Origin of the sequence: Streptomyces sp. MK37H, assembly GCF_018035285.1 — a bacterium.
GTDB lineage: Bacteria > Actinomycetota > Actinomycetes > Streptomycetales > Streptomycetaceae > Streptomyces > Streptomyces endocoffeicus.
In genome coordinates, this window is record NZ_JAAAYH010000114.1 from 1 (window position 1) to 22,810 (window position 22,810).

At 71.4% G+C, this 22,810-nt stretch carries 21 protein-coding genes; 13 read left to right on the plus strand and 8 right to left on the minus strand.

The genetic code is table 11. From position 1 onward, the window contains the following. Window positions 1-136: 136 nt before the first annotated feature. The 3 genes from GWI24_RS18085 to GWI24_RS18095 form a co-directional block, all read right to left on the minus strand. The gene (locus GWI24_RS18085; RefSeq protein ID WP_210946978.1) at window positions 137-961 is read right to left on the minus strand and encodes a MerR family transcriptional regulator; all 825 of its coding nucleotides are present in this window, start codon (window positions 959-961) and stop codon (window positions 137-139) included. 53 nt (window positions 962-1,014) lie between these two features. Next, entirely contained in the window at window positions 1,015-1,902 is an 888-nt protein-coding gene (locus GWI24_RS18090; RefSeq protein ID WP_308343728.1) for an ROK family protein, read from the minus strand. Window positions 1,903-1,978: 76 nt separating this feature from the next. After that, window positions 1,979-2,413, minus strand: a complete 435-nt coding sequence (locus tag GWI24_RS18095; protein WP_308343730.1) for a type II 3-dehydroquinate dehydratase — start codon at window positions 2,411-2,413, stop codon at window positions 1,979-1,981. A gap of 227 nt (window positions 2,414-2,640) precedes the next feature. Here GWI24_RS18095 and GWI24_RS18100 point away from each other — a divergent pair, with 227 nt between their 5' ends. The 5 genes from GWI24_RS18100 to GWI24_RS18120 all read left to right on the plus strand — a co-directional run bounded on the left by GWI24_RS18100 (window position 2,641) and on the right by GWI24_RS18120 (window position 6,932). Beyond that, window positions 2,641-3,807 carry a DegT/DnrJ/EryC1/StrS family aminotransferase gene (locus GWI24_RS18100; protein ID WP_210946980.1) on the plus strand — a complete coding sequence of 389 codons (1,167 nt, stop codon included), beginning with the start codon at window positions 2,641-2,643 and terminating at the stop codon, window positions 3,805-3,807. Continuing rightward, a complete protein-coding gene (locus tag GWI24_RS18105; protein WP_210946981.1) occupies window positions 3,804-4,934 on the plus strand; it encodes a Gfo/Idh/MocA family protein in 1,131 nt (376 codons plus the stop codon). Before GWI24_RS18100 ends, GWI24_RS18105 begins: the two co-directional genes overlap by 4 nt. 157 nt (window positions 4,935-5,091) lie before the next feature. Further along, complete coding sequence (locus GWI24_RS18110) at window positions 5,092-5,775, plus strand: HAD-IA family hydrolase (protein ID WP_210946982.1); 684 nt, start codon at window positions 5,092-5,094, stop codon at window positions 5,773-5,775. Window positions 5,776-5,939: 164 nt separating this feature from the next. Further along, a complete protein-coding gene (locus tag GWI24_RS18115; RefSeq protein ID WP_210946983.1) occupies window positions 5,940-6,734 on the plus strand; it encodes a DJ-1/PfpI family protein in 795 nt (264 codons plus the stop codon). Between the two features lie 33 nt (window positions 6,735-6,767). Then, window positions 6,768-6,932, plus strand: a complete 165-nt coding sequence (locus GWI24_RS18120) for a hypothetical protein (protein WP_210946984.1) — start codon at window positions 6,768-6,770, stop codon at window positions 6,930-6,932. A gap of 123 nt (window positions 6,933-7,055) precedes the next feature. Here the strand turns inward: GWI24_RS18120 and GWI24_RS18125 are convergent, their stop codons facing one another. Together GWI24_RS18125 and GWI24_RS18130 are read right to left on the minus strand one after the other, a co-directional pair. Further along, a complete protein-coding gene (locus tag GWI24_RS18125; RefSeq protein WP_210946985.1) occupies window positions 7,056-7,709 on the minus strand; it encodes a sigma-70 family RNA polymerase sigma factor in 654 nt (217 codons plus the stop codon). 234 nt (window positions 7,710-7,943) lie between these two features. Beyond that, complete coding sequence (locus GWI24_RS18130; RefSeq protein ID WP_210946986.1) at window positions 7,944-8,636, minus strand: hypothetical protein; 693 nt, start codon at window positions 8,634-8,636, stop codon at window positions 7,944-7,946. A 217-nt stretch (window positions 8,637-8,853) separates the two neighbouring features. Between GWI24_RS18130 and GWI24_RS18135 the strand changes: the two genes are divergently transcribed. Next, window positions 8,854-10,341 carry a PepSY domain-containing protein gene (locus GWI24_RS18135; protein WP_210946987.1) on the plus strand — a complete coding sequence of 496 codons (1,488 nt, stop codon included), beginning with the start codon at window positions 8,854-8,856 and terminating at the stop codon, window positions 10,339-10,341. A 100-nt stretch (window positions 10,342-10,441) separates the two neighbouring features. Continuing rightward, complete coding sequence (locus GWI24_RS18140; RefSeq protein ID WP_210946988.1) at window positions 10,442-11,473, plus strand: NAD(P)/FAD-dependent oxidoreductase; 1,032 nt, start codon at window positions 10,442-10,444, stop codon at window positions 11,471-11,473. 128 nt (window positions 11,474-11,601) lie between these two features. On the opposite strand, the gene GWI24_RS18145 is transcribed toward GWI24_RS18140, so the two are convergent. Beyond that, window positions 11,602-12,513 (minus strand): S1 family peptidase, encoded by a 912-nt coding sequence (locus tag GWI24_RS18145; protein WP_210946989.1) that lies wholly within the window; start codon window positions 12,511-12,513, stop codon window positions 11,602-11,604. A 180-nt stretch (window positions 12,514-12,693) separates the two neighbouring features. Between GWI24_RS18145 and GWI24_RS18150 the strand changes: the two genes are divergently transcribed. The 6 genes from GWI24_RS18150 (at window position 12,694) to GWI24_RS18175 (ending at window position 20,249) form a co-directional block, all read left to right on the plus strand. Beyond that, window positions 12,694-15,369: a SpoIIE family protein phosphatase gene (locus tag GWI24_RS18150; RefSeq protein WP_210946990.1), complete on the plus strand. Its 2,676-nt coding sequence runs from the start codon at window positions 12,694-12,696 to the stop codon at window positions 15,367-15,369. Between the two features lie 121 nt (window positions 15,370-15,490). Continuing rightward, the gene (locus tag GWI24_RS18155; protein WP_210946991.1) at window positions 15,491-16,111 is read left to right on the plus strand and encodes a hypothetical protein; all 621 of its coding nucleotides are present in this window, start codon (window positions 15,491-15,493) and stop codon (window positions 16,109-16,111) included. Window positions 16,112-16,754: 643 nt separating this feature from the next. Then, a complete protein-coding gene (locus GWI24_RS18160) occupies window positions 16,755-17,936 on the plus strand; it encodes a hypothetical protein (RefSeq protein WP_210946992.1) in 1,182 nt (393 codons plus the stop codon). 183 nt (window positions 17,937-18,119) lie between these two features. Then, window positions 18,120-18,626, plus strand: coding sequence for a methylated-DNA--[protein]-cysteine S-methyltransferase (locus GWI24_RS18165; RefSeq protein WP_210946993.1), 507 nt, complete (start codon window positions 18,120-18,122; stop codon window positions 18,624-18,626). A gap of 158 nt (window positions 18,627-18,784) precedes the next feature. Continuing rightward, window positions 18,785-19,513 (plus strand): 2OG-Fe(II) oxygenase, encoded by a 729-nt coding sequence (locus GWI24_RS18170; protein ID WP_210946994.1) that lies wholly within the window; start codon window positions 18,785-18,787, stop codon window positions 19,511-19,513. 37 nt (window positions 19,514-19,550) lie between these two features. After that, window positions 19,551-20,249, plus strand: coding sequence for an alpha-ketoglutarate-dependent dioxygenase AlkB (locus tag GWI24_RS18175; protein WP_210946995.1), 699 nt, complete (start codon window positions 19,551-19,553; stop codon window positions 20,247-20,249). On the opposite strand, the gene GWI24_RS18180 is transcribed toward GWI24_RS18175, so the two are convergent. Both GWI24_RS18180 and GWI24_RS18185 read right to left on the minus strand, forming a co-directional pair. Then, window positions 20,225-21,427: a cytochrome P450 gene (locus tag GWI24_RS18180; RefSeq protein WP_210946996.1), complete on the minus strand. Its 1,203-nt coding sequence runs from the start codon at window positions 21,425-21,427 to the stop codon at window positions 20,225-20,227. The two genes, GWI24_RS18175 and GWI24_RS18180, sit on opposite strands and share 25 nt — an antisense overlap. A 93-nt stretch (window positions 21,428-21,520) precedes the next feature. Beyond that, window positions 21,521-22,747, minus strand: a complete 1,227-nt coding sequence (locus GWI24_RS18185; RefSeq protein ID WP_210946997.1) for an LLM class flavin-dependent oxidoreductase — start codon at window positions 22,745-22,747, stop codon at window positions 21,521-21,523. Between the last annotated feature and the right edge of the window lie 63 nt (window positions 22,748-22,810).

Consider the following 22,810-nt stretch of genomic DNA (forward strand, 5'->3'; position numbering starts at 1 on the left):
ACCTGGTCCGGTCGTCCGGCAGGGCGGCCACCCGTCGGGTGGCCGCCCTGCCGAGCGGCCCACCCGCCGAGCGGCCACCCTGGCCGGTGGCCGCCCTTCGTGCGGCCGGGCCCGTGGTCCCGCTACGGCCCGGCCGTCAGACCTGGACCACCGGTGCCTGGAGTTCCGTGACCCACTCGTCGCGGTTCTCCGGGCACTCCAGGTTGATCTCCCGGGGGTAGCCGGTCGACTGGTAGCCATTGCCGTCGATCCAATGGGCCAGGACCTGGGCCGTGGGCACCACCGCGTCCATCGGGCCACGGTGCACGATGGTCGCGGCCTGGTCGACGGGCGGCAGGTCCAGGATCCGCAGGTCCGCACCGTCCCGGAGCGGGGCGGAGACCTGGACGGCGGCGTGGACGGTGACGGCGCCACCGCCTTCCGGGGCGTCCTCGTAGTACGCGACACCGGGGCCCGTCGGGGTGATGCCCGCCGTGTCGAGGCGCCGGAACAGCTCGTCGTAGAGGGGTGTGATGACCGGGCCGATGTCCTGGGGGTCGAAACCGCCGGCGGTCGCGGTGAGCTCCGCCACCCGCACCGCGGGGAGGGTCTTGATGACGACGTCGTTCGTGGGCATGTGCCCCTCGCTCTCGATCGACCGGAGCCGCGCCTCGACCTGCACCAGCCGTGCCGCCGCGGCGGCCACCGTGGCCTCCAGCTCGGCCCGCCGCAACCGCAGCATGCCGCGCAGCTCCTCGGTGCCGACCTTGTCGTCCACGATGTCCCGCACCTGCTGGAGGGTGAAGCCGAGCTCTTTCAGCGCGATGATCCGGTTCAGCCGGCTGAGCTGGGCGGCCGAGTAGGAGCGGTATCCGGTGGCGGGGTCGACATGGGCCGGGCGCAGCAGTCCGGTGGCGTCGTAGTGGCGCAGCATCCGGACCGAGACGCGGCCGTGCCGGGCGAAGTCTCCGATGGTGAACATGATGGCTCCGAGTTCAGCGCCTGACACGGTGTGAGGGTCAAGGGACGGCCGGATCAGTCCGGCAGCCCCCTGGCCAGCAGAACGGCGCCGTGCAGTGACGACAGCCCACCCAGTGTCGCAGGCCGGACCGGCGGCAGCGGATGCCCTGGCCGCTCCAGTGCCGTCGTCCGCTCGGCCACCATCGCCACGAGCTCCGGCATCGCCGCGGCGAACCCTCCGCCGATCAGTACGAGCGAGGGATGGACCAGCTCGCACACCCCGGCCACGGCCGTGGCCAGGGCCCGGCCACTCTCCCGCAGCGCCGCCACGGCCCACTGCTTTCCGTCCCGCACGGCTTGGCGCAGCACGGTGAAGGCCACCTCCTCGCCCCGCCGCCGCGCCGCCCGGCGCAGGGTCGCCGGGCCCGAGGCCGCCGCCTGGACGCAGCCGCGCCGTCCGCAGTCGCACAGCGGGCCGTCGCGGTCCACGATCAGGTGGCCGACCTCGCAGGAGCCGCGCCCCACACCGGGTACGGGCTTTCCGTTCAGCACGATGCCACCGCCGATCCCGGTGCCCACGCCGAGGTAGAGCAGATCGGGGCAGCCCGCTACGTGTGCTTCGGCGAGGGCGGCCAGATCACCGTCGTCGGCGCAGCGCACCTCGGCCTCGCCGAAGAGCGCGGACAGCGCGCCCCACAGATCCACTCCGGCCCAGCCGGGGCGGCCGGGCCAGGCGGTCACCGTGCCGGTGGCGTCGAGGGTGGCGGGCAGCGCGACCCCGACGCCGGTGAGCCGCCCGGGGTCGCACAGCTCCCCGATGTGCCGCGCCAGCAGCTCCAGGTCGCGGGTGGCGCCGCCGGAGGTCATGGCGTCCGTACCGTCCGGCTCTGCCCAGCGGAAGGAGGCTTCGCGGATGCTCAGGTCGTCGTGTTCGAGGCGCAGCGCCACTTTGGTGCCGCCCACGTCGATTCCCAGATGACTGATGGTCGCCTCCCGGCTCGTCAGCCTTCACGGTGTGGAGTGACGGCGTGGCGGGCGCTCAGTCCGGCACCTTTTCGAGCAGGGCGCGCGCGGCGAGCCGATAGCCCACGGCGCCGAGCCCGAAGATGACGCCCGCGGCCAGCGGTCCGGTCACCGACTCATGGCGGAACTGCTCGCGGGCCCAGACATTCGACAGATGCACTTCTATCCACGGCCGCGGATAGTTGGCCAGTGCGTCCCTAAGGCCCCAGCCGGCCATCATGAGGGCGGCCGGATTGATGATGGCGCCGACCGTGTCGTAGTTCCCCTGAATGGTTTGGATGATCTCCGCTTCGCTGTCGAACTGGTAGGAATCCACTTTCCAGCCGCGCTCCGCGACCTCTTCTCCGACCCAGCGCTCGATGTCCTGCAGCGTATCCGTGCCATAGATCTCGGGCTGGCGCTTCCCGAGGATGCCGAGATTGGGTCCGTTCACCAACAACAGCCTGCTCACTGCGCACCTCACCATGTGGGGTCGGCTGAATTACAGCGGCTCATCACGGAAGTGCTATTTATAGCACGGGACCCTTGGCCTGGGCGTGGGAGTTTGGCCAACCGCGTTTTTAAGGGGGCTATAGGGGGGCCCTGAGGGGGAATGACGTTTCGCCCGCCGTCCGGTTAGCGTGCTAATGCGTCCGCCGCGGACCTGCCTCCATAACGCATTAAGGGAGTAGGGAAATCATGAGCAATGATGTGCGACTGGGATCCGAGCTGCCCGCATGGCCGAGTTACGGCGACGAGGAGCGCGAGGCCCTGATCCGGGCCCTGGAGCAGGGGCAATGGTGGCGCATCGGGGGCGGTGAGGTCGATGCCTTCGAGGCGGAGTTCGCCGCGGCCCACGGCAGCGAGCACGCCCTGGCGGTCACCAACGGGACACATGCGCTGGAGCTCGCCCTCGAGGTGCTCGGCGTCGGCGCCGGCTCCGAGGTGATCGTTCCCGCGTTCACCTTCATCTCCTCCTCGCAGGCCGCGCAGCGGCTGGGCGCGGTGGCCGTTCCCGTGGACGTGGACCCGGACACGTACTGCATCGATCCGTCGGCGGTCGAGGCGGCCATCGGGCCGAAGACCCGCGCGATCATGCCGGTGCACATGGCGGGTCAGATGTGCGACATGGACGCGCTGGACAAGCTGTCCGCCGACTCGGGCGTGCCGCTGATCCAGGACGCGGCCCACGCCCACGGGGCGCGATGGCGCGGCAAGAGGGTCGGTGAGCTGGGCTCGGTCGCGGCGTTCAGCTTCCAGAACGGCAAGCTGATGACCGCCGGTGAGGGCGGCGCCGTGCTCTTCCCCGACGCCGAGATGTACGAGAAGGGCTTCGTCCGGCACAGCTGTGGACGTCCGCGGACCGACCGCGGCTACTTCCACCGCACCTCGGGGTCCAACTTCCGGCTGAACGAGTTCTCCGCCTCGGTGCTGCGCGCCCAACTCGCCCGGCTGGAGGACCAGATCACCACGCGTGAGCAGCGCTGGCCGGTGCTGAACCGGCTGCTCGCCGAGATCCCCGGTGTCGTACCGCAGTCGCGCGACGACCGCGGCGACCGCAACCCGCATTACATGGCGATGTTCCGGGTGCCGGGCATCACCGAGGAGCGCCGCGCCAAGGTCGTCGACGTGCTCATCGAGCGCGGGGTGCCCGCGTTCGTCGCCTTCCGCGCGGTCTACCGTACGGCCGCCTTCTGGGAGGTCGCGGCGCCGGATCTGACGGTGGACGAACTCGCCCGCCGCTGCCCGCACTCCGAGGCGCTCACCCGCGACTGCGTCTGGCTGCACCACCGGGTGCTGCTGGGCAGTGAGGAGCAGATGCACGAAGTGGCCGCCGTCGTCGCCGACGTGCTCGCGGACGCATGAGCGCCCCGCACATCGGCGAGACGCCGATCCGGACGGCCGTGGTGGGGCTGGGGTGGGCGGCCCGCTCGATCTGGCTGCCCCGGCTCCTCCGCAACCCCGCCTTCACCGTGACCGCCGCGGTGGATCCCGACGAGCGCCGCCGCGCGGCCGTGGCCGAGGCGGAGGGCGCGGACCGGTTACCGGTGCTGGCGGCGGTCCATGACCTCGATCCCGCCGAGGTGGATCTGGCGGTGGTCGCGGTGCCCAACCATCTGCACTGCGCGGTCGCCGGCGAGCTGCTGGCCAAGGGGATTCCGGTGTTCCTGGAGAAGCCGGTGTGCCTGACCTCGGAGGAGGCCGAGCGGCTGGCCACCGCGGAGCGCTCCGGTGGCGCGGTGCTGCTGGCCGGCAGCGCGGCGCGCTACCGCGCCGATGTGCGCGGTCTGTACCGGATCGCCGCCCGGCTGGGCCATATCCGCCATGTCGAACTCGCCTGGGTGCGGGCGCGCGGCGTACCCGACCGGGGCGGCTGGTTCACCCAGCGGTCGCTCGCGGGCGGCGGGGCGCTGGTCGACCTGGGCTGGCATCTGTTCGACATCGCGGTTCCGCTGCTGGGCACCGCCGCGTTCCGGCACGCCATCGGCACCGTGTCCTCCGACTTCATCACCCAGCGGTCCTCGCGGGCCGCGTGGCGCGGCGACGACGGCGGCCCGGCGCTCCCGGGCACCGCCGAGGGCGCCACCGATGTCGAGGACACCGCGCGCGGGTTCCTCATCACCGACGACGGCCGTTCGGTCGTGCTGCACGCGAGCTGGGCCTCGCACGAGGAGCTGGACACCACCCGGGTCACGATCGACGGCAGCGGCGGCAGCGCGACCCTGCGCTGCACCTTCGGATTCAGCCCGAACCGCCTTGAGCGGTCCACCCTGACCCGCACCGTCGACGGTACGACCCGCCCGGTGGCCGTACCCACCGAACCGATCGGCACCGAGTACGACCGGCAGCTCGACATGCTTCCCGCGCAGCTGCGCGATCCGGCGGGGCGGGGGCGGGTGATCGAGGAGGTCCGCCGGACCATCGGCGCCATCGAACGGGTCTACGCCTCGGCCCGGATCCCCCGAGAGGTCCGGGAGTCGGCACCGGTGTGAACCGCGCCGGCACCGGTTGCCGCCGCACCACCTCCTCGGCTCCGCCCTCGTCATTTCCTTCCACGGACCGCATTCCGGTCCGCGTTCTCCGGACCGCGTCCGAGACCCGGACCGGCGGCCCGCCGTACCGGCCGTGCCCGCACTACGGGAGTGCTCAATGACCAGCCATCCGATCAGTCACGGCGGCCCGCCCTCCGGCGCGGGTATCGCCCCGGTCACCTCGGTGGTCTTCGACCTCGACGGTGTCCTCGTCAACAGCTTCGCGGTGATGCGCGAGGCATTCACCCTCGCCTACGCCGAGGTCGTCGGCGACGGTGAGCCGCCCTTCGAGGAGTACAACCGCCATCTGGGCCGCTACTTCCCCGACATCATGCGGATCATGGGTCTTCCGCCGGAGATGGAGGGCCCGTTCGTCCGCGAGAGCTACCGGCTCGCTCACCTGGTGGAGATGTTCGACGGTGTGCCCGAGCTGCTGTCGGAGCTGCGCCACCGCGGGCTGCGGCTCGCCGTGGCCACCGGGAAGAGCGGCCCGCGGGCGCGCTCGCTGCTCAACGCCCTTGGCATTCATGGGCAGTTCTATGTGATCCTCGGCTCCGACGAGGTAGCCCGGCCCAAGCCCGCGCCGGACATCGTGCTGAAGGCGATGGACATCATGGGCGCGGACCCCGACCGGACCGTGATGGTCGGGGACGCGGTGACCGACCTGGCCAGCGCGCGGGGGGCCGGGATCACCGCCGTGGCCGCGATGTGGGGAGAGACCGATGAGAAGACCCTGCTCGCGGCGGAGCCCGATGTGATCCTGCACAAGCCGTCCGAACTGCTGTCGCTGACGGTTCCGTAGGTTCGTCCGGCCGGCCGATGCCTCCGCCCGCTCCGCCCGGGGTCCGGGTCCCCGCACAGGCCCCGGCCCCCGGCTCGTGCCTTGCGGGAACTCGGCCGTCCTCCGGAACGACTACCTGGTTCGCCGGCACTCGTCGGCTCATCCATCGAATCGGGGAGTCACTGATGACAGGTGTGGACCGAAGTCGTCGCAAGCTGCTCCAGGCGGCAGCGGCAACCGGGTTGGGCGCGGGGCTGGTGACGTCGTTCGGCACGGTGGCGCCCGCGCGGGCCGAAGGCGTCGAGGGGACCGAGGCAGCCGAGCGAGCCAAGGGCACGGTACGGGTGGCGGTGCTGCTGTACGACGGGGTCACCGCGCTGGACGCCGTCGGACCGTACGAGGTGCTGTGCCGGGTGCCGGGGGTGACGGTGACCATGGTGGCCGAGCGGGCCGGGCAGGTCCGTACCGACACCGGAGAGCTGGGGCTGGTGGCCGAGCGCTCCCTGGACAGTGTGGCGCGGGCCGATGTGCTGCTGGTGCCCGGAGGAGTCGAGCGCGGCACCACGGCGACCATGGCCAACACCGTGGTCCTGGACTGGATCCGCCGTATCCACCGCGGATCCACCTGGACGACCTCGGTGTGCACGGGATCGCTGATCCTGGGCGCCGCCGGGCTGCTGCGCGGTGTGCCCGCCACCACGTACTGGGCCGCGCGCCCGTATCTGGCGGACGCCGGTGCCATTTACACGCCGGGGCGGTTCGTCGAAGCCGGGAAGATCCTCACCGGGGCCGGGGTGTCCGCCGGTATCGACATGGGGCTGCACCTCGCCGCCCGTCTCTCCGACGAACGCACCGCCCAGGCCATGCAGCTCGCCGTGGAGTACGACCCCGACCCGCCGTTCGACACCGGCAGCCCGGAGAAGGCGGGCCCGGAGCTGCAGCAGTTGGCGCTGAAGCTGCTCGCGGACGCCGCGCGCTAGCCGACCGGCCATCCGGGGCGTACCACCGCAGGCGTGGCCATGGGGGTCGCCACGCTCACGCTCACCGTCGCGTCCCTGCTGGCCACGGACTGGCCGCTGGTCGCGCTGGCCGGGGCCTTCGCCGCCGTATCACACGCGGTCGTAGCTCCCTCGGCCCGCGCCTGCCGCCGATGCGCCCGGCTGGTCCTCATCCTGTAAGGCTCGCGGTCCCGTAGGACTCGCATCCCGTACGTCACCAGCCGGGCAGGCGGTGACGTACGGGGCGCGGCGGGCGGCCACTGATGGCCCGCCGCCCGCCGCGCCCCGCATCATCGCTTGGGCTCAGCCCGCCAACCGCACCGGTTCCGCGGCCTTTTCCGCCGCGGCCAGCAGTGCGTTGATGTCCTCGCGGGCGCGGGCCACACGGGAACGTACGGTGCCGATGGGGCAGCCCGTGGCGGTGGCGGCGTCCGCGTACGGCAGGCCGAGCACCTTGGTGAGGAGGAACATCTCGCGGCGGGCCGGGGCGAGCGCCGCCAGCAGATCCATCAGCGCAACCCCCTCGTCGAACCCGGGGAGCCCGACGGGCTGCGCCCGTTCGGCCACCTCCTGCCAGTCGTCCGCGTCCAGGGTGCGGGGACGGGCGGCGGCCATGCGGTAGCGGTCGACGACCACACGGCGGGCGATCGACAGCAGCCACGTCCGGGCCGACGAGCGGCCCGCGAAGCGCGACAGCCCGGTCAGCGCCCGCAGATACGTCTCCTGGGCGAGGTCCTCACAGCCGTGGGGATCGGCGCTGAGATGGAGTACGAAGCGGCGCACATCGCGGTAGGTGGCGCGGATGAAGTGGTCGACCGCGTCGCGGTCGCCGTCGCGGGCGGCCAGCGCCCATTCGGTGACCTGGCGGTCGTTCGCCGGGGTGGCGAAGCCGTGCCCGTGCACGGAAACGGGCTGCGCGGCTCTTCTCGGCGCGGCGGACAGCGTGGGGGAAGGCATCGTCAAACGTCCTTCGGAAAGCGGTGAACGGCACACCGGCATGCGCCACCGGCGCGCGAGGGCGCGGCGGGGCGGCGCGGGGCCGGCGGTGCCGACGGATGGGGCCGACGCCGGGCAGGCGCCGGTACTCCGCCCGTCACCGGCGCTCACCTCGGATCGAGGCGGTGCCCCAGATCGGGTCAGGACCCCACAGCGGGGCGGACCCCAGATCGGAGCGGGGGAAGGACGGGCGGTTCAGCAGACGGCGAACCGCGCCGGTGGCCCTCTGCGGAGGATGACGTGCCGTAGCAGGACTCCGCGCAACCGGCGGGCGATGGCCGGTGCGGACGGCCACGCGGGCAGCGGAGTGGCGCCCGCGCCCAGGATGCGCAGGGCGAGAACGAGCGGAACGAACAGCAGGGCCGCGAGCGCACGGCCGAGCCGGAAGACGGCCCGCTCACCCCGCCACAGCCACAACCCGCAGATCAGCGCGGCGAGAAGGTGGGCCGTGGCCATGCCCGGCCCGCCCGGACCCGCCCAGGGCCACGGCAGATGGCCCATGGACGGCGCGGTGGCCATCGCGTCCGCGCCATGGTGCATATGGCCCATGGCGACGCCGCCCATCGAGGCGGCGCCCATGTCCCGCGTCCCCGGCGCCCCGTCGCCCGTGGCGCTTCCCGCCACGGGAGCGGCCGTCGCCTCCGCGAACCGGAACGCCATGTGCAGGCCGAGTTGCGCGACCACCGTCGCACCGGTCACGACCAGCGCACCGCGCTCGCGCCCGGTGACCCACCACGCGGCGGCCGTCGTCCCGGCGAACGCGGCGGCCACCGCCCACACCGGCAGGGTGTCACCGGACATCAGCGTGTGTCCGAGCGCCGTCACCACGACGCACACCGCCGCGAACACGGCGGCTCGTGCGAGGCGGAAGGGTGGTCCGGCGGACATGGCAGCCATGGTGCCAGCCGTCGCCGGTGGGCGTGACGGTGGCTCAATCTTCATCACGCGGGTGACAAGCGTGGCCGGTGAACCACCTCCACCTGACTCCTGTGAGTCAGCTCACAGAAGATGCCCGGAACTCATCCACGTGTTCAGCCGACGACTCAACCGGCGCCGCCAGCAATACGCCCGCCTCCCGCCGCCGCCCCCGAACCAGGAGTCGTCCATGTCCGCTGAACCCCTCGCCCCGGCCACGGGCGGCTCCCCGGACGATGCCACCGACAAGGAGCCGCACTCCCCCACCGGACCCGGCGGGGCCGGGCCGGGTGGGTCCGTCCGGGCCGCCCTGCGGCCGCTGGTGCTCCGGCTGCACTTCTACGCAGGCGTACTGGTCGCGCCGTTCCTGCTGATCGCGGCCGTTACCGGGCTGCTGTACGCCGGATCGTTCCAGGCCGAGAAGCTGGTCTACGGACATGAGCTGCGCGCTCCCGTGGGCGACCGCGAACTGCCCGTCTCCCAGCAGGTGGCAGCCGCGCGCAAGGCCCACCCGGAGGGTGAGATCAGCGCCGTGCGGCCCTCCCCCGAGGACGGCGCCACCACCCGGGTGCTGCTCTCCGGCGTCAAGGGTGTCGATCCCGGCCACACGCTGGCCGTATTCGTCGACCCGTACACCGGGAAGGTGCGCGGGGCGCTGGAGCAGTACGGCTCCAGCGGCGCCCTTCCGCTGCGCACCTGGATCGATGAATTCCACCGCGATCTGCACCTCGGGCAGACCGGCCGCATCTACAGCGAACTCGCGGCCAGTTGGCTGTGGGTCATCGCGCTCGGCGGTGTGGTGCTCTGGCTCAGCCGTCGCCGTAAGAACCGCACGCTACGGGCGGTCGCCCTGCCCGACCGCGCCGCCACCGGCCGCAAGCGCACCATGTCCTTCCATGGCGCGGTCGGCCTGTGGGTGGCGCTGGGGCTGCTGTTCCTGTCCGCCACCGGTCTGACCTGGTCCACCTACGCGGGAGCCAACGTGGAGAACCTGCGCACCGCCATCGGCCAGACCACCCCGACCGTCTCGGCCACCGTCGGCGGCGGCGAACACGCCGGACACCACATGGGCTCCGGCTCCATGCCGGGGATGGACATGGGCGGTACGGACGAGAAGGCCGGGCACACCGCCGATATGGGCCTGGACATCGTCCTGCGGGCCGCCCGCGCCAAGGACCTGGACAACCCCGTCGAGATCGTCCCGCCCGCCGAGCCGGGCAGTGCGTATGTCGTCAGCCAGATCCAGCGCAGCTGGCCCGAGAAGCAGGACTCGGTGGCCATCGATCCGGCCACCGGCGAGGTGACCGACGTCCAGCGGTTCGCCGACTACCCGGTGCTCGCCAAGCTCACCCGCTGGGGCATCGACCTCCACACCGGAAACCTCTTCGGCCTCGTCAACCAGATCGCCCTGGCCGCTCTCGCGCTCGCGCTGATCCTGCTGATCGTCTGGGGCTACCGCATGTGGTGGCAGCGCGGTCGCGCCTCCGCGTTCGGCCGCCCGATCCCGCGCGGCGCGTGGCGACGGGTGCCGGTGTATGTCCTCCTCCCCCTGGCCGCGGCCATCGCCGTGATCGGCTACTACCTGCCCCTTCTCGGCATCCCGCTCGCCGCCTTCCTGGCCGTCGACATCCTCATGGGCGAGATCGCCCGCCGACGCGGCACCACATCCGCAGCCTGAGCCGACAGGTCTGAGCCGTCGGCTGCCGTTTGCCACCTCGGCAAGGAGGTTTGCCTCTCCCCGAGGCGGGCTCACATGGTGGGCCGTGGAGGTGGTCAAGGTGACCGATGAGCTGAAGAACGCCTACGACGTGGTGGTGATCGGCGGTGGCGCCGCGGGGCTGAGCGGGGCGTTGATGCTGTCCCGGGCGCGGCGCTCGGTGGTGGTGATCGACGCCGGCTCCCCGCGCAACGCCCCGGCCTCGGGGGTGCACGGACTGCTGGCCCGGGACGGGATCCCCCCGGCCGAGCTGGTGGAGCGGGGCCGGGCCGAGGTCCGCGGCTACGGCGGCCAGGTGGTGACCGGCGAAGTGGGCGCCGTGGCCCGGGGGGACACCGGGTTCCAGGTGACCCTGACCGACGGCCGGAACGTCCGCGCACTCCGGCTGCTGCTGGCCACCGGGCTGGTCGACGAGCTGCCGGACGTCCCCGGGCTACGGTCCCGGTGGGGCCGGGATGTGGTGCACTGTCCGTATTGTCGCGGCTGGGAGATCCGCGACCAGGCCATCGGCGTACTGGGGAGCGGGCCGCTGTCCGTGCACCAGGCGATGCTCTTCCGGCAGTGGAGCGACGACGTCACCTTCTTCTCCCACACTTTGCCGGTGCCGACCGGCGAGGAGGCGGAGCAGTTGGCCGCCCGTGGCATCCGTGTGGTGGACGGTGAGGTGGCGTCCCTGGAGATCATCGAGGACCGTCTCGTCGGCGTGCGCCTGCGCGATGGCGACGTGGTCAAGCGCGAGGCACTGGCCGTCGCGCCCCGGATGGTGGCGCGCACCGGCTTCCTGGCGGCGCTCGGGCTGCGGCCGGTGGAGCATCCGAGTGGCGCCGGTGAGCACATCCCGTCCGACGCGACCGGCCGCACCGATGTGCCCGGGCTGTGGGTGGCGGGCAACGCCACCGATCTGTCCGCCCAGGTGGGTGCGGCCGCGGCGGCGGGCGCGACCGCGGGCGCCCATATCAACGCGGATCTGATCGCCGAGGAGACCCGACAGGCGGTCGCCGCGGCCCGGGCCCAGGGCGAGGTGGCGTTCTCCGCGGAGGTGGAATCGCGGGTCTGCGAAGCGGTGTTGGGCGACCGCCGCCACGGCCTGTGACGTGTGGTGTGGTGCGGCGTGCGGTCCTTCCTCGGCCCGCACCCGACTCATGCCCAGCGGGCCGGGACCTCCGGCAGGCGATCCCGGCCCGGCAGCGCGTCACGAGCCACGACGGCCGATGGGCCGTGTCAGTAGACGGTGAGGCCGTAGGCGCTCAGCACCTCCTGGATCGGCTGATAGTACGTGGTGCCTCCGGAGGTGCAGTCCCCGGAGCCGCCCGAAAGAATGCCGATGATCTTGTCGCCCGCGTAGAGCGGACCACCGCTGTCGCCCGGCTCGGCGCAGATATTGGTCTGGATCAGACCGTAGACGATGTCACCGCCGCCGTAGTTGACGGTCGCGTTGAGCGCGGTGACCACACCGCACCGGACACCGGTCGTGGCACCCCGGCGGCAGACCTGCTGGCCGACGTGGGCGGTGGCGGTCCCGGTGATGTCGACGGTCCCCACGGTCCCGGGGTGCGGAACGGCCGTGTTGGTGTACCGGACGACGCCGTAGTCATTGCCCGGGAAGCTGGTCCCGGTCGTCGGGCCGACCGGGGTGGTCGTACCGGAGCCGGTGTACCAGGTGGCGTTGCCATCGGTGCAGTGGCCGGCGGTGACGAAGTAGTACGTGGCGCCGCTCTGCACATTGACCCCCGCGGAGCAGCGGACCCCCGTGGAGGAGTAGATCCCGTCGCCGCCGGAGAGGAGGGTCCGCAGCGGGCCGTCGAGCGGCTCGACGGTGACGGCGCCGCCGAAGCGCTCGGCGGTGCGGTCGAGCCTGGCCAGGTCGGCGCCCCGGACCGTGGAGCCGACGAGGACACGCAGCGTTCCGGTGCGCTCGTCCACGGTCCAGGCCGTGCCCGGGACATCCAGGGACTCCACGGCCGAGGCGGCACCGGACACGGACATTGACGCGGACGGGGACGTGGCGGTGGACGCGGAGGAAGCGGCCGCGCTTGTGCCGACTGTCGCGAGGGCTGCCGTGACGAACAGACCGGACACCGCGGCGATCAAGCGGAACCGACCACGTCTTCTGGTACGGCGTGCTGTTCTCACCCGAACCTCCTTGAAAGGGGCGGCAGTTGGTCCAGCCGCCTCATTGTGCCCGTGGCCGGGCGGACGCGTAACCCACCGCCCCGCGCCATCGCGGACCGCCCTTGATCAGCACACTGATCGATCAAGCGATGCCACGGACTCCCCGCCGACTACGACGACGAGAGTGTTATAAATGCCGTTATGAGCCGACACGCTCGTCCGGCCCGGAGGCGGCTGGGGCCCCTGCCGCATCTGCGCAGCGTCGCCGGGCAGGCGTTCATCCTGCAGCTTCTGCTGATCCTGGTTCTGGTGGCCGCCGCGGTGGCGGCCGTCGCCGCGGATGCCCGGGCTCACGGCACGGTCAACGCCCATCGGCGATCGCTCGCGGTCGCCGAGACCTTCGCGCATGCTCCCGGCATGGCCCGGGCCATGAGCGGCGACAAACCGACATCGGCACTGGAGTCGCGTGCGGAGGCGGCACGGAAGGGCTCCGGCGTCGACAGCGTCGTCGTGTTCGACACTCGTGGCATCCGTCTCACCCACCCCGAGAGGCCCTTGATCGGCAAACGGATCGTCGGACCCGCCGGGCTGGTGCGGGACGAACTGCACGGAAAGACGATCTCGCAGACCTTCCGGGCCAGCCAGGGCCTGTCCGTCGTCTCGGCGGTCCCCGTCACCAGGGCCGATGGCACCTTCCTCGGCGGAGTGTCGGTCGGGGTCAAGATCCAGAGCGTGCACAGCACGGTGGACCGCCGGCTGCCGATGCTGCTCGGCAGCGGCGCCGGGGCGCTGGGCCTGGCCACGGGCGGGGCGGCGCTGCTGAACAGGCGGGTGCGGCGGCAGACCCACGGCCTGGGCGCCGCGCAGATGACGCGGATGTACGAACACCATGACGCGGTGTTGCACTCGGTCCGCGAAGGGGTGCTGGTCCTGACGGCGGACAAGCGGCTGCTGCTCGTCAACGACGAGGCCCGGGAGCTGCTCCGGCTGGCTCCGGACGCGGAGGGGCGCCACGTCGGCGCGCTCGGCCTCGAACCCCACCTGACGGAACTGCTGGCGTCGGAACGGCACGTCACGGACGAGGTGCACGCCTGCGGGCAGCGGCTACTGTCGGTCAATATCCGGTCCACGGGCCGTGCGGGCGCCCCCGCCGGAAGCGTGGTGACGCTGCGGGACACCACCGCGCTGCGGGTGCTCACCGACCGGGCGGTGGAGACGAGCGAGCGGCTGAAGCTGCTGTCCGACGCCGGTGTGCGGATCAGCTCCACCCTGGAGCTGGCGGGCACCGCCGAGAAGCTGGTGGACGTGGCCGTCCCCCGGTTCGCCGACATCGTCGCCGTCGAGTTGCTGGACCCCGTACTGCGCGGCGAGGAGCCCGAGCCGCCGTACGAGCCCCTGGCACCGCACCGGACCGCCGTCGGCGGGGCACCCGCCGAAGCTCCCCTCTTCCGCGGGGGCCAGCGGGTCGTCTACGCCTCCTCCACACCGCAGAGCCGGGCCGTGAGGACCGGAGCCGCCGTCCTCCTCCAGGCCGATCCGACCGGTACCGGCGAGTGGCCGGCCGGGGAGGCCCGACGCCTCCTCGACCACGGGATCCACTCGCTGATCACCGTCCCGCTGCGGTTCCGCGGTGTCACCCTGGGCGTCGCCACCTTCTGGCGGGCCCGGCACCGTGCGCCGTTCGACGAAACGGATCTGGCGATCGCCGGGGAGCTGGCCGTGCGCACCGCCGTGTGCGTCGACAACGCCCGCCGCTACGCCCGCGAACACGCCATGGTCACCGCCCTCCAGCGCACCCTCCTTCCCGGCGATCTGCCCGATCAGGACGCCGTGGAGGTGGCGGCCCGCTATCTGCCCGCGCCGGGCGGGACGGGCGGAAGCTGGTTCGATGTGATTCCCCTTCCCGGCGCCCGGGTCGCGCTGGTGGTCGGGAAGGTGGCCGGGCAGGGCCTGCACGCCGCGGCCACGATGGGCCGGCTGCGCACGGCGGTGCAGAACTTCTCGGCCCGGGACGTGCCCCCGGATGAGGTCCTCTCCCATATGGACGAGCTGGTCACCCGTTTCGACCTGGAGCACGACGCCGACGCGCACGGCACCCGTATCACGGGCGCCAGCTGCCTGTACGCGATCCACGACTCGGTGTCGGGCCATTGCACCGTGGCCCGGGCCGGCGATCCGGGAATCGCGCTGGCCCACCCCGACGGCACCGTGGACATCCCCGCGGTGCCGGCCTCCCCGCCCCTGGGCCTGGGCGGGGAGCCCTTCGAAGCGGTCGGCCTCGCACTGCCCGCCACAAGCCGCCTGGTGCTCTACACCAACGGTCTCCTCGAAGGCCACGACCGAACCACCGGCACCGGCCTGGACCTGCTGGGCCGCACCCTCGCGGCCGAGCCGGACCTCGACCCGGACGAGACCTGCCGGAGCTTGTTCCAGACCGTCCTTCCACCCCGCCCGAGCGACGATGTCGCCCTGCTGGTGGCCCGCACCCGCCTGCTCGCACCGGAGAACGTGGCCGAGTGGGATGTGCCGTCCGACCCGGCGGCGGTCGCCCCGCTGCGCGCCGCTTGTGCCCGGCAGCTACGGGCGTGGGGCCTGGAGGACGCGGTGTGCACCGCCAAGCTGATCATCAGCGAACTGACCACCAACGCCCTGCGGTACGGCGCCCCTCCCTTGCACATACGACTGCTGCGCGACCGCAGCCTGATCTGCGAGGTCTCCGACGGCAGCAGCACCGCACCCCATATGCGCCGCGCCGCGACCACCGACGAGGGCGGGCGCGGACTGTTCCTCGTCGCCCAGTTCGCCCAACGCTGGGGCACCCGCTACACCCCGCACGGCAAGGTCATCTGGGCCGAGACACCCCTGGACGGCCGCTGAGCGCGGCAGACCACGCACCGTCCCGGCAACTCCCCGCAGAGGGCGAGGAGTTGACAATCCCGGCAGAGAACCAACAGGGAAGGGCTTGGCTTTCCCCACCCCGGTGATCGAGACTGTGATCATGCACGAGGGACAGGGCCGCCAAGAGTACATCGTGACGTCCGACCCCGGGGCGGTGTCCCGCGTGCGGGCCTCCCTGCTGCGCACCCTGCCGGTGGCCGCGTGGGCCGGGGTGGCCGGCGCCGCCGTCATCATCGCGGCCATGGTTCTTCTCCTCGTCACCCTCGGTCCCAGCGCCTCCCAGCTCTGGGTGCTGGTGTTCGCCTGGCCGGCGGTGTTCTTCCTCTACGACGCCAGGCTCCGCTTCGCCGCCCTACGGCGCCTGAAGCGGACCTGGGCGGTGAAGGACGTATCCCCCGTAGCGATGCGCCTCTCCCCCGAAGGCCTGCGCTGCACCATCGACGCCGCCCCCGACCCCGTCGTCCTCCCCTGGTCCGCGATCGCCCAGGTGCGGATCACGGGCCAGGGCCTCAGCGCGGTCCGGGTCGACCTCGCCCCCGGCGTGTCCGCCACCACCCCCGGAGTCAGCGGCCTGGACCAGCCCGAGGCCCGCACGCGCATGCGACGCACCTGGAAGGGCCGAACGCGGCTGCGCTTCGCCATCTACGCCCTCCGCGAGCCCCTCAGCGACATCGACCAGGCGCTCGGCCACTTCTCGAACGGGCGCATCGGCATTCGCTGACGCGAGGGCGCGGGGCGCACCGGGCCACGTTGCGTGCTGTTCCAGGGGTGGGTTTCATGGAATGAGAGACATCCGACGGCGAGTATCAGCTGGGAACGGACCTCATGACCAAGGTCGTCCGAAACCCTGAAGGAAAGGTACGTCCGCCCAACGCTCCTTGGTACACGCTGTATCCCCGACGGGCGTTCTCCCGCTTCGGCGGTGGCATGGGCAGACGCTGGCGAACCTTCAGGACCAACCGGGAGGCGAGCCGCAGCATCCTCCCGAACCGGAGTTGGCGCGGATGACGGCCCACCTTCGGCCGTCTCGTGCGTGCTTACGCCTATGCCGGGACGGCCCTCCTCGCCCTGGCTGGCAGCGGTCATCTACGACTCGGTCAACGGGGAGAGAACCTGGTTCCACACCACGCAGCAGAGCACGTGGTTCACCACCGCCACCCGCGTCGTCGGACCGCTCCTCGCGGCTTCCCTCGTCCTGACGCTCTTCCTGATCTACTGGTACCACAAGACCAAGAAACCGCTGGTCGACAAGGCGAGATCGTCACCGCACGATCTGGTCCCCACCGCGGGAACACTCATCGACCGGATCGTCGGGCGCCGGGAGATGGTGGCGGCACTTCGCCCTCAGAGCCTGGCTCCTCCCCATGATGGTCGGCTCCGTCTCCGAGAAGTACCGCGACGAGGCGAAGGAACGGTTGGAAATCTGGCTGCAGCACCTCGCGCCCACCACCCGCCTCCGCGGCCCCGTGGTGCCTCATGCTCCGCACACCGAGCCGGACCTGCCCCTTTCGCTGGAGAACGCTCTCGCCCGGGGCTTCAAGAACGCCGCCAACCGCAGACGACGCCACCCCGACGTCTGTGACGAGACCCTCGCCTATCTCGTCAAGCAGGCCGAGAAGATGTTGACGTGCAGCCGCTGCTGGTATGCGCAGCTCACCCTGTTGCACGCTCTGTGCCTGTGGTCGCTTCCCGACGCCATCGGACGACCGCCCGGGCCGGACACGACCGAGCGGCACCGGCGGGGCCGGGCGCGGTCGGCGTCCACGGATCAGGTCCCGGTTGGAGGCACGGGCCCACCGAATCAAGGCGCCGACCCCGCGCGATCGGTAGCCCGTTGGCTTTCCACGGCGGGCACCGCATACGACACACCCACCAGTGCCCATCCCGAACACCGGGCCGACAGACTTCTGCACCCGTTCGTCGCCGAGGCCGGTGACCTGGTGACCCTGGCCCTCGAGACCGGACATCCCGAGCGGTTCCTGTGGATCGATGAGAACCGGGCCATCTACAACGTCGGCTCCAGCCCGGCCGACCCCGAGCGCTACCGCAAGCACAATCTGTGGATCGCCCCATCGGTGGGCTGGAGCACCCTGCATCCGCGGGCCCAGCGCCTGGTCGCCGACGTCCTCCTCATGCTCAATCTCACGGAGCGCAACGGTAACCCCGACGAGATCGAAGAACGTCTGAGGAGGGCCACCAAGGACATGCTTCCGCCCTGCCTCACGCATGATCGCAGCCCGCTCCACCCCGAGCACAGCGTAGGCCGGGCGGACGGCAACGAGCCCGGGGCCACCTGCCTGCCCACCTGCGACTTCCGCCTGTGCCCCTACCCTCCCAAGGGCGGCAGGACCCAGACGGAGATGGAGGAGCCCTTCTGCCGACAGCAGCAGGCGCTCCTTCACAGCCGCTTCCGCTGGCGGCCCCCTGCCGTCAGCCGCCACACGGCTCCGTGGGTGAGTATCCCCATCAGGGAGCTGCACGCCTTCTGGGAGAAGATGGCCAACCGCAACCGCGGGTCCACGGGTCAGGAACCCCGCGTCTTCTGATCCCCGGAGGGCGTCGATTCGCCGGCGGGTCGAGGGCGGCCGGCCGCGTCACCCGGCGGGCGGGAACACGGGAAAGGGCACCCGAAACGCCATGTCCGAATCCCGCCAGCTTTCCGTGTCCGAAAGACGCATGCTGGGAGCAGCGCAAGACAGAACGGCGAGAAGAAGAGAGAGACCACAGCCATGACGGTCCACACGACGATCGACAGCCCGCTCGGCGAGCTGCTGCTGGTGGGCGAGAGGTCCGCCACCGCGACGGGGGGTACCGCGCTCGTTTCCCTGTCCGTGCCCGGGCAGAAGGGCGGAGCCGTCGTCCAGGACGCCTGGAGCGATGACGCCGAGGCGTTCACCGAGATCGTCTCCCAGCTGCGCTCCTACTTCGACGGCGAGCTCACCCGCTTCGACATCGAGTGCGTCGAGGGCGGTACGGAGTTCCAGCGCAGGGTCTGGCAGGCGCTGGAGTCCATTCCGTACGGCACCACGGTCAGCTACGGCGACATCGCCCGGCAGATCGGCGCCCCGCGCACCGCGGTCCGCTCCGTCGGCACCGCGATCGGCCGCAATCCGCTGCTGGTCGTCCGGCCCTGCCACCGTGTCATCGGCGCCACTGGCGCACTGACCGGCTACGCGGGCGGGCTGGAGCGCAAGGAGCGGCTCCTAGTCCACGAAGGCGCCCTCCAGACGGCCTGAGCGCGGGCCTCGCCCCCCCGCTCGGGGCCTATGCGGGGCCTCACCTCGCCCGGTCGGGGCCCCGGCAACCCGCCGGTCGGGGCCCTGTGGGGCCTCGCACCCACCGCCGGGGCCCGTACCGCACCCTTCCCGGATCCCGGAGAACCCGGAGCACACCGATGAGCACCACGACCGACACCACACGCCTACACCAGCGCGTGGCCGCGGCCGACTGGACACAGCTGGTCGAGGAGCTGGACACCTACGGGTGCGCGCTCACGCCACGGCTGCTGACCCCCGCGCAGTGCGCCCGCGTCGCCGGGCTCTATGAGCGGGACGAGCAGTTCCGGAACACGATCGACATGGCCCGCCACCGCTTCGGCTCCGGTCAGTACCGCTACTTCACCCATGACCTGCCCGAACCGGTCGCCGAACTGCGCGCCGCGCTCTATCCGCGGCTGCTGGCCATCGCCCGTGACTGGGCGGAGCGGCTCGGACGCCCGGCGCCCTGGCCGGACAGCCTCGAGAAGTGGCTGGCCATGTGCCATGAGGCCGGGCAGGACCGCTCCGCGCAGATCCTGCTGCGATACGGCCCCGGCGACTGGAACGCCCTGCACCGGGATGTGTTCGGCGACATGGTCTTTCCGCTCCAGGTGGTGATCGGGCTGGACGCGTACGGCACGGACTACACGGGCGGGGAGTTCCTGCTGGTCGAGCAGCGGCCCCGGGCCCAGTCCCGGGGCACCACGACCGTCCTCCAGCAGGGCCACGGCCTGATCTTCACCACCCGTGACCGTCCCGTGGCCACCAAGCGCGGCTGGTCGGCCGGGGTCATGCGGCACGGGGTCAGCACGGTACGGTCCGGGCGGCGCCATGCGCTGGGGCTGGTCTTCCACGACGCCACCTGATGTCTCTAACCGCTCCCTGTCCGCGGAGAAGTCCCGTATGAACGCCCTGATCCCCCGCCCACGCCTCGAAGTGGCCCCCGGCGCCGTCCATGTGCCGGGCTGGCTCAGCCTCGAGCAGCAGCGGGAGCTGGTCATCGCCTGCCGGGGCTGGGCCACCGGCCCGGTCCCGATCCGGCATACCAAGCTGCCGCGCGGGGGCGTCATGTCGGTGCGGACGGTGTGCATCGGCTGGCACTGGCAGCCCTATGCGTACACCCGCACCGCCGACGATGTGAACGGCGCGCGGGTCGCCGAATTCCCGTACTGGATGGTCGAGTTGGGCCGTCATGCCCTGGCCGACGCATACGACGACGAGACGGCCGGTGAGGGTTACACCCCCGACACCGCACTCATCAACTTCTACGACGCCCAGGCGAAACTCGGCATGCACCAGGACAAGGACGAGCGGTCATCCGCACCGGTGGTCTCGCTCACCATCGGCGACAGCTGCGTTTTCCGCTTCGGCAACACCGAGACCCGTACCAAGCCCTATACCGACCTCGAACTCGCCTCCGGCGATCTGTTCGTCTTCGGCGGCCCCTCCCGCTACGCGTACCACGCCGTCCCCAGGATCCTGCCGGGAACCGGCGACCCGGCCACCGGACTGAAGTCCGGACGGCTGAACATCACCATGCGGGTCACCGGCCTGGCCGATCCGACGCCGTCCCGCGATCACCCCGCGCCCGCGGGCTGCTGAGCCTCGAACTCGACGGGGAGCGCGGTCAGCGAGCGGATGAACGGATTCTTGCTGTGGCCGATCTCGGAGGCGGGAACGCCCAGCCGAAGGCCGGGGAACCGCCGGACCAGGCTCTCCAGGGCGATCTGCCCCTCCACCCTGGCCAGTGGCGCACCGATGCAGTAGTGGATGCCGTGGCCGAACTGGAGATGCACGGCGGAGTCCCTGGTCAGGTCCAGCCGCTCGCCATCGGTGAAGTGTGCCGGGTCGGAGTGTGCGGCGTCCATGTCCAGGAGCACCTGGTCGCCGGCGCGGATGGGCACGGAGCCGACCTCCACGTCCTCGTTGGCGAAACGCACGACGAGGATGCCCGGCCCGGCGTGCCGGAGCAGCTCCTCCAGGCCGCGTCCGGCCAGCTCGGGGTCCTTGCGCAGCAGCTCCATCTGGTCCGGCTGGGAGAGCAGCGAGAAGACCGCGTTGCTGATGAAACTGCCGGTCAGCTCATACCCGGCGATCAGCATCATCCGGGCGGTGGCGACCACCTCGCGATGGCTGAGCCGGTCGTCCTCGTGTGCGGACATCAGATCGCTGATCAGGTCGTCCTCCGGGGCCTTCCGCCGGGCTTCGGCGAGGTCCTCCATATACGTCCACAGCTTGGCGGCGGCGTCCTGGGAACGCGCGGCGGTGTCCGGGTCCAGCGGGGGCATGAGCATCAGGTCGGCCCACTGGTGGAATTCGGTGCGGTCGGCGATGGGCACGCCGAGGAGTTCACAGATCACCTGCATGGGCAGCGGGATGGCCAGCGCGGTGACGAGATCGGCCCGGCCGTCGACGGCGATCCGGTCCAGCAGTGTGTCGGTGATCTCCTGCACCCGCGGCCGCAGGCTCTCCACCCTGCGTGTTGTGAACGCCTTGGCGAGCAGCCTGCGCAGCCGGGTGTGCTGGGGCGGATTGGTGCCGGGCAGCGTGTCCTCGAACAGCCCGCTCACCGGAGTGGTCTGGCCCTGGGAGGCGGCGTAGGCGGCGGCCGGGCTCATGCCGGGGTGTCCGAGACAGTCCCGGACGTCCTCGTAGCGGGAGACCAGCCACGCTGTGGTGCCGTTCATGGTGATCTGCCGCGGCGGGCCGTGTTTGCGCAGCTCCTCGGCGACGGTCTGCGGGTCGAGGATGCGAAGTTCTTCTTCGGGGGTGTCAGCCATGGCGGTACCACGTTCTCCTTCTGCGTCGGTGATGCCGATGCCGTGTCAGCTGTGGTGTCAGCTCTGGCTCCGGTGTCAGCTCTGGCTCCGGTGTCAGCTCTGGCTCCGGGCGGGGATGATGTAGTCGGGGTCGGCCGTCCGTGGCGGCTCGCGCCGGGCCATGGCGGCGTCGATGGCGGGCCGGAGCCGGGCCGCCTTCAGCCGTTCGGCGGTCTCATCGCGCTCCTTGAACTCGGGCATCACCTCGTTGGCGAAGAGCTCCAGCGACTCGCGGATGTGCTCGTGCCGGGTGCCGCCGCCCTGGACGAGGAAAATCGCCTGGTCCAGTCCGGCCTCCTCGTGCAGCCGCAGGAAGTCGCGTATCTGACGCGGAGTGCCCACCGCGCCCCGGGCCGGATTGCCCAATGGCATACCGGGCTTGCCGAAGGAGGAGCGGCCCATGCCGTGCTTGTCGCGGTCGCGCTGGAACTCCTCCCACAGCCGGGTGCGGCCTGGTGCGGCGGTGCCGAAGCCCGCGTAGAAGCCGAGGCCGAAGTTGAAGAACTGGACGCCGTCGACGGCACGTTCCACCGCCGTAGTCTCGTCCTCGTGGCAGAACATCGGAATGGTTGCGGCGATTTGGGCATTGACCGCGAACCCGGCGGGCACGCAGTCCGCCGACTCGATGCCCGAGTAGTAGGCGTCGACCCACTTCTTGGTCTCCGCCGGTCCGAAGAAGGAGAAGTTCAGCGCACCGAGGCCCTTGGTGGCCGCGATGCGGATCGCATCCCGGTTTCCGCAGGCCATCCACATCGGCGGATGTGGCTTCTGCCGCGGCTTGGGCAGCACATTGCGGATTGGAGCGGACACATACTTCCCCTCGCACCCGGCGAAGGGCTCCTCGACGAACATACGGGCGACGGCGTCCACCGCCTCCGCCCACTGGTCCCGTTTGACGGAGCGCTCCACGCCGAAGCCGCCCAGCTCGGTGGGGGTGGTGGACTCGCCCGTGCCGAAGTCCACACGTCCGTCGGAGAGCAGATCCAGCGTGGCGATCCGCTCGGCGACCCGTGCCGTCGGATTGAACCCCGGGGGCATCAGGGCGACCGCGTGGCCGATGCGGATGCGGCTGGTGCGCTGACTGACCGCGCCGAGGAACACCTCCGGCGCGGACATGTGCGAGTACTCCTCCAGGAAGTGGTGCTCAGGGCACCACACGTGGTCGAAGCCGAGGCGGTCGGCCAGCTCGATCTCCTCCAACATCTCCTTGAACAGGCGGTGTTCGGAGTCCTGGGTCCAGGGGCGGGGCAGCTGGGCCCCGTACAGCAAGCCGAATTTCATGGCGCATCATCACTCTCATCTGCTGGTCGTCGGCGGCGGGCCGGGTCGGACCGCCGGCCGGGA

Bases quoted from the DNA above. Each gene is read 5' to 3' on its own strand.
- GWI24_RS18085 (WP_210946978.1), bottom strand. From the start codon at position 961: ATGTTCACCATCGGAGACTTCGCCCGGCACGGCCGCGTCTCGGTCCGG.
- GWI24_RS18100 (WP_210946980.1), top strand. From the start codon at position 2,641: ATGAGCAATGATGTGCGACTGGGATCCGAGCTGCCCGCATGGCCGAGT.
- GWI24_RS18105 (WP_210946981.1), top strand. From the start codon at position 3,804: ATGAGCGCCCCGCACATCGGCGAGACGCCGATCCGGACGGCCGTGGTG.
- GWI24_RS18110 (WP_210946982.1), top strand. From the start codon at position 5,092: ATGACCAGCCATCCGATCAGTCACGGCGGCCCGCCCTCCGGCGCGGGT.
- GWI24_RS18115 (WP_210946983.1), top strand. From the start codon at position 5,940: ATGACAGGTGTGGACCGAAGTCGTCGCAAGCTGCTCCAGGCGGCAGCG.
- GWI24_RS18125 (WP_210946985.1), bottom strand. From the start codon at position 7,709: ATGCCTTCCCCCACGCTGTCCGCCGCGCCGAGAAGAGCCGCGCAGCCC.
- GWI24_RS18130 (WP_210946986.1), bottom strand. From the start codon at position 8,636: ATGTCCGCCGGACCACCCTTCCGCCTCGCACGAGCCGCCGTGTTCGCG.
- GWI24_RS18135 (WP_210946987.1), top strand. From the start codon at position 8,854: ATGTCCGCTGAACCCCTCGCCCCGGCCACGGGCGGCTCCCCGGACGAT.
- GWI24_RS18150 (WP_210946990.1), top strand. From the start codon at position 12,694: ATGAGCCGACACGCTCGTCCGGCCCGGAGGCGGCTGGGGCCCCTGCCG.
- GWI24_RS18155 (WP_210946991.1), top strand. From the start codon at position 15,491: ATGCACGAGGGACAGGGCCGCCAAGAGTACATCGTGACGTCCGACCCC.
- GWI24_RS18160 (WP_210946992.1), top strand. From the start codon at position 16,755: ATGATGGTCGGCTCCGTCTCCGAGAAGTACCGCGACGAGGCGAAGGAA.
- GWI24_RS18165 (WP_210946993.1), top strand. From the start codon at position 18,120: ATGACGGTCCACACGACGATCGACAGCCCGCTCGGCGAGCTGCTGCTG.
- GWI24_RS18170 (WP_210946994.1), top strand. From the start codon at position 18,785: ATGAGCACCACGACCGACACCACACGCCTACACCAGCGCGTGGCCGCG.
- GWI24_RS18175 (WP_210946995.1), top strand. From the start codon at position 19,551: ATGAACGCCCTGATCCCCCGCCCACGCCTCGAAGTGGCCCCCGGCGCC.
- GWI24_RS18180 (WP_210946996.1), bottom strand. From the start codon at position 21,427: ATGGCTGACACCCCCGAAGAAGAACTTCGCATCCTCGACCCGCAGACC.
- GWI24_RS18185 (WP_210946997.1), bottom strand. From the start codon at position 22,747: ATGAAATTCGGCTTGCTGTACGGGGCCCAGCTGCCCCGCCCCTGGACC.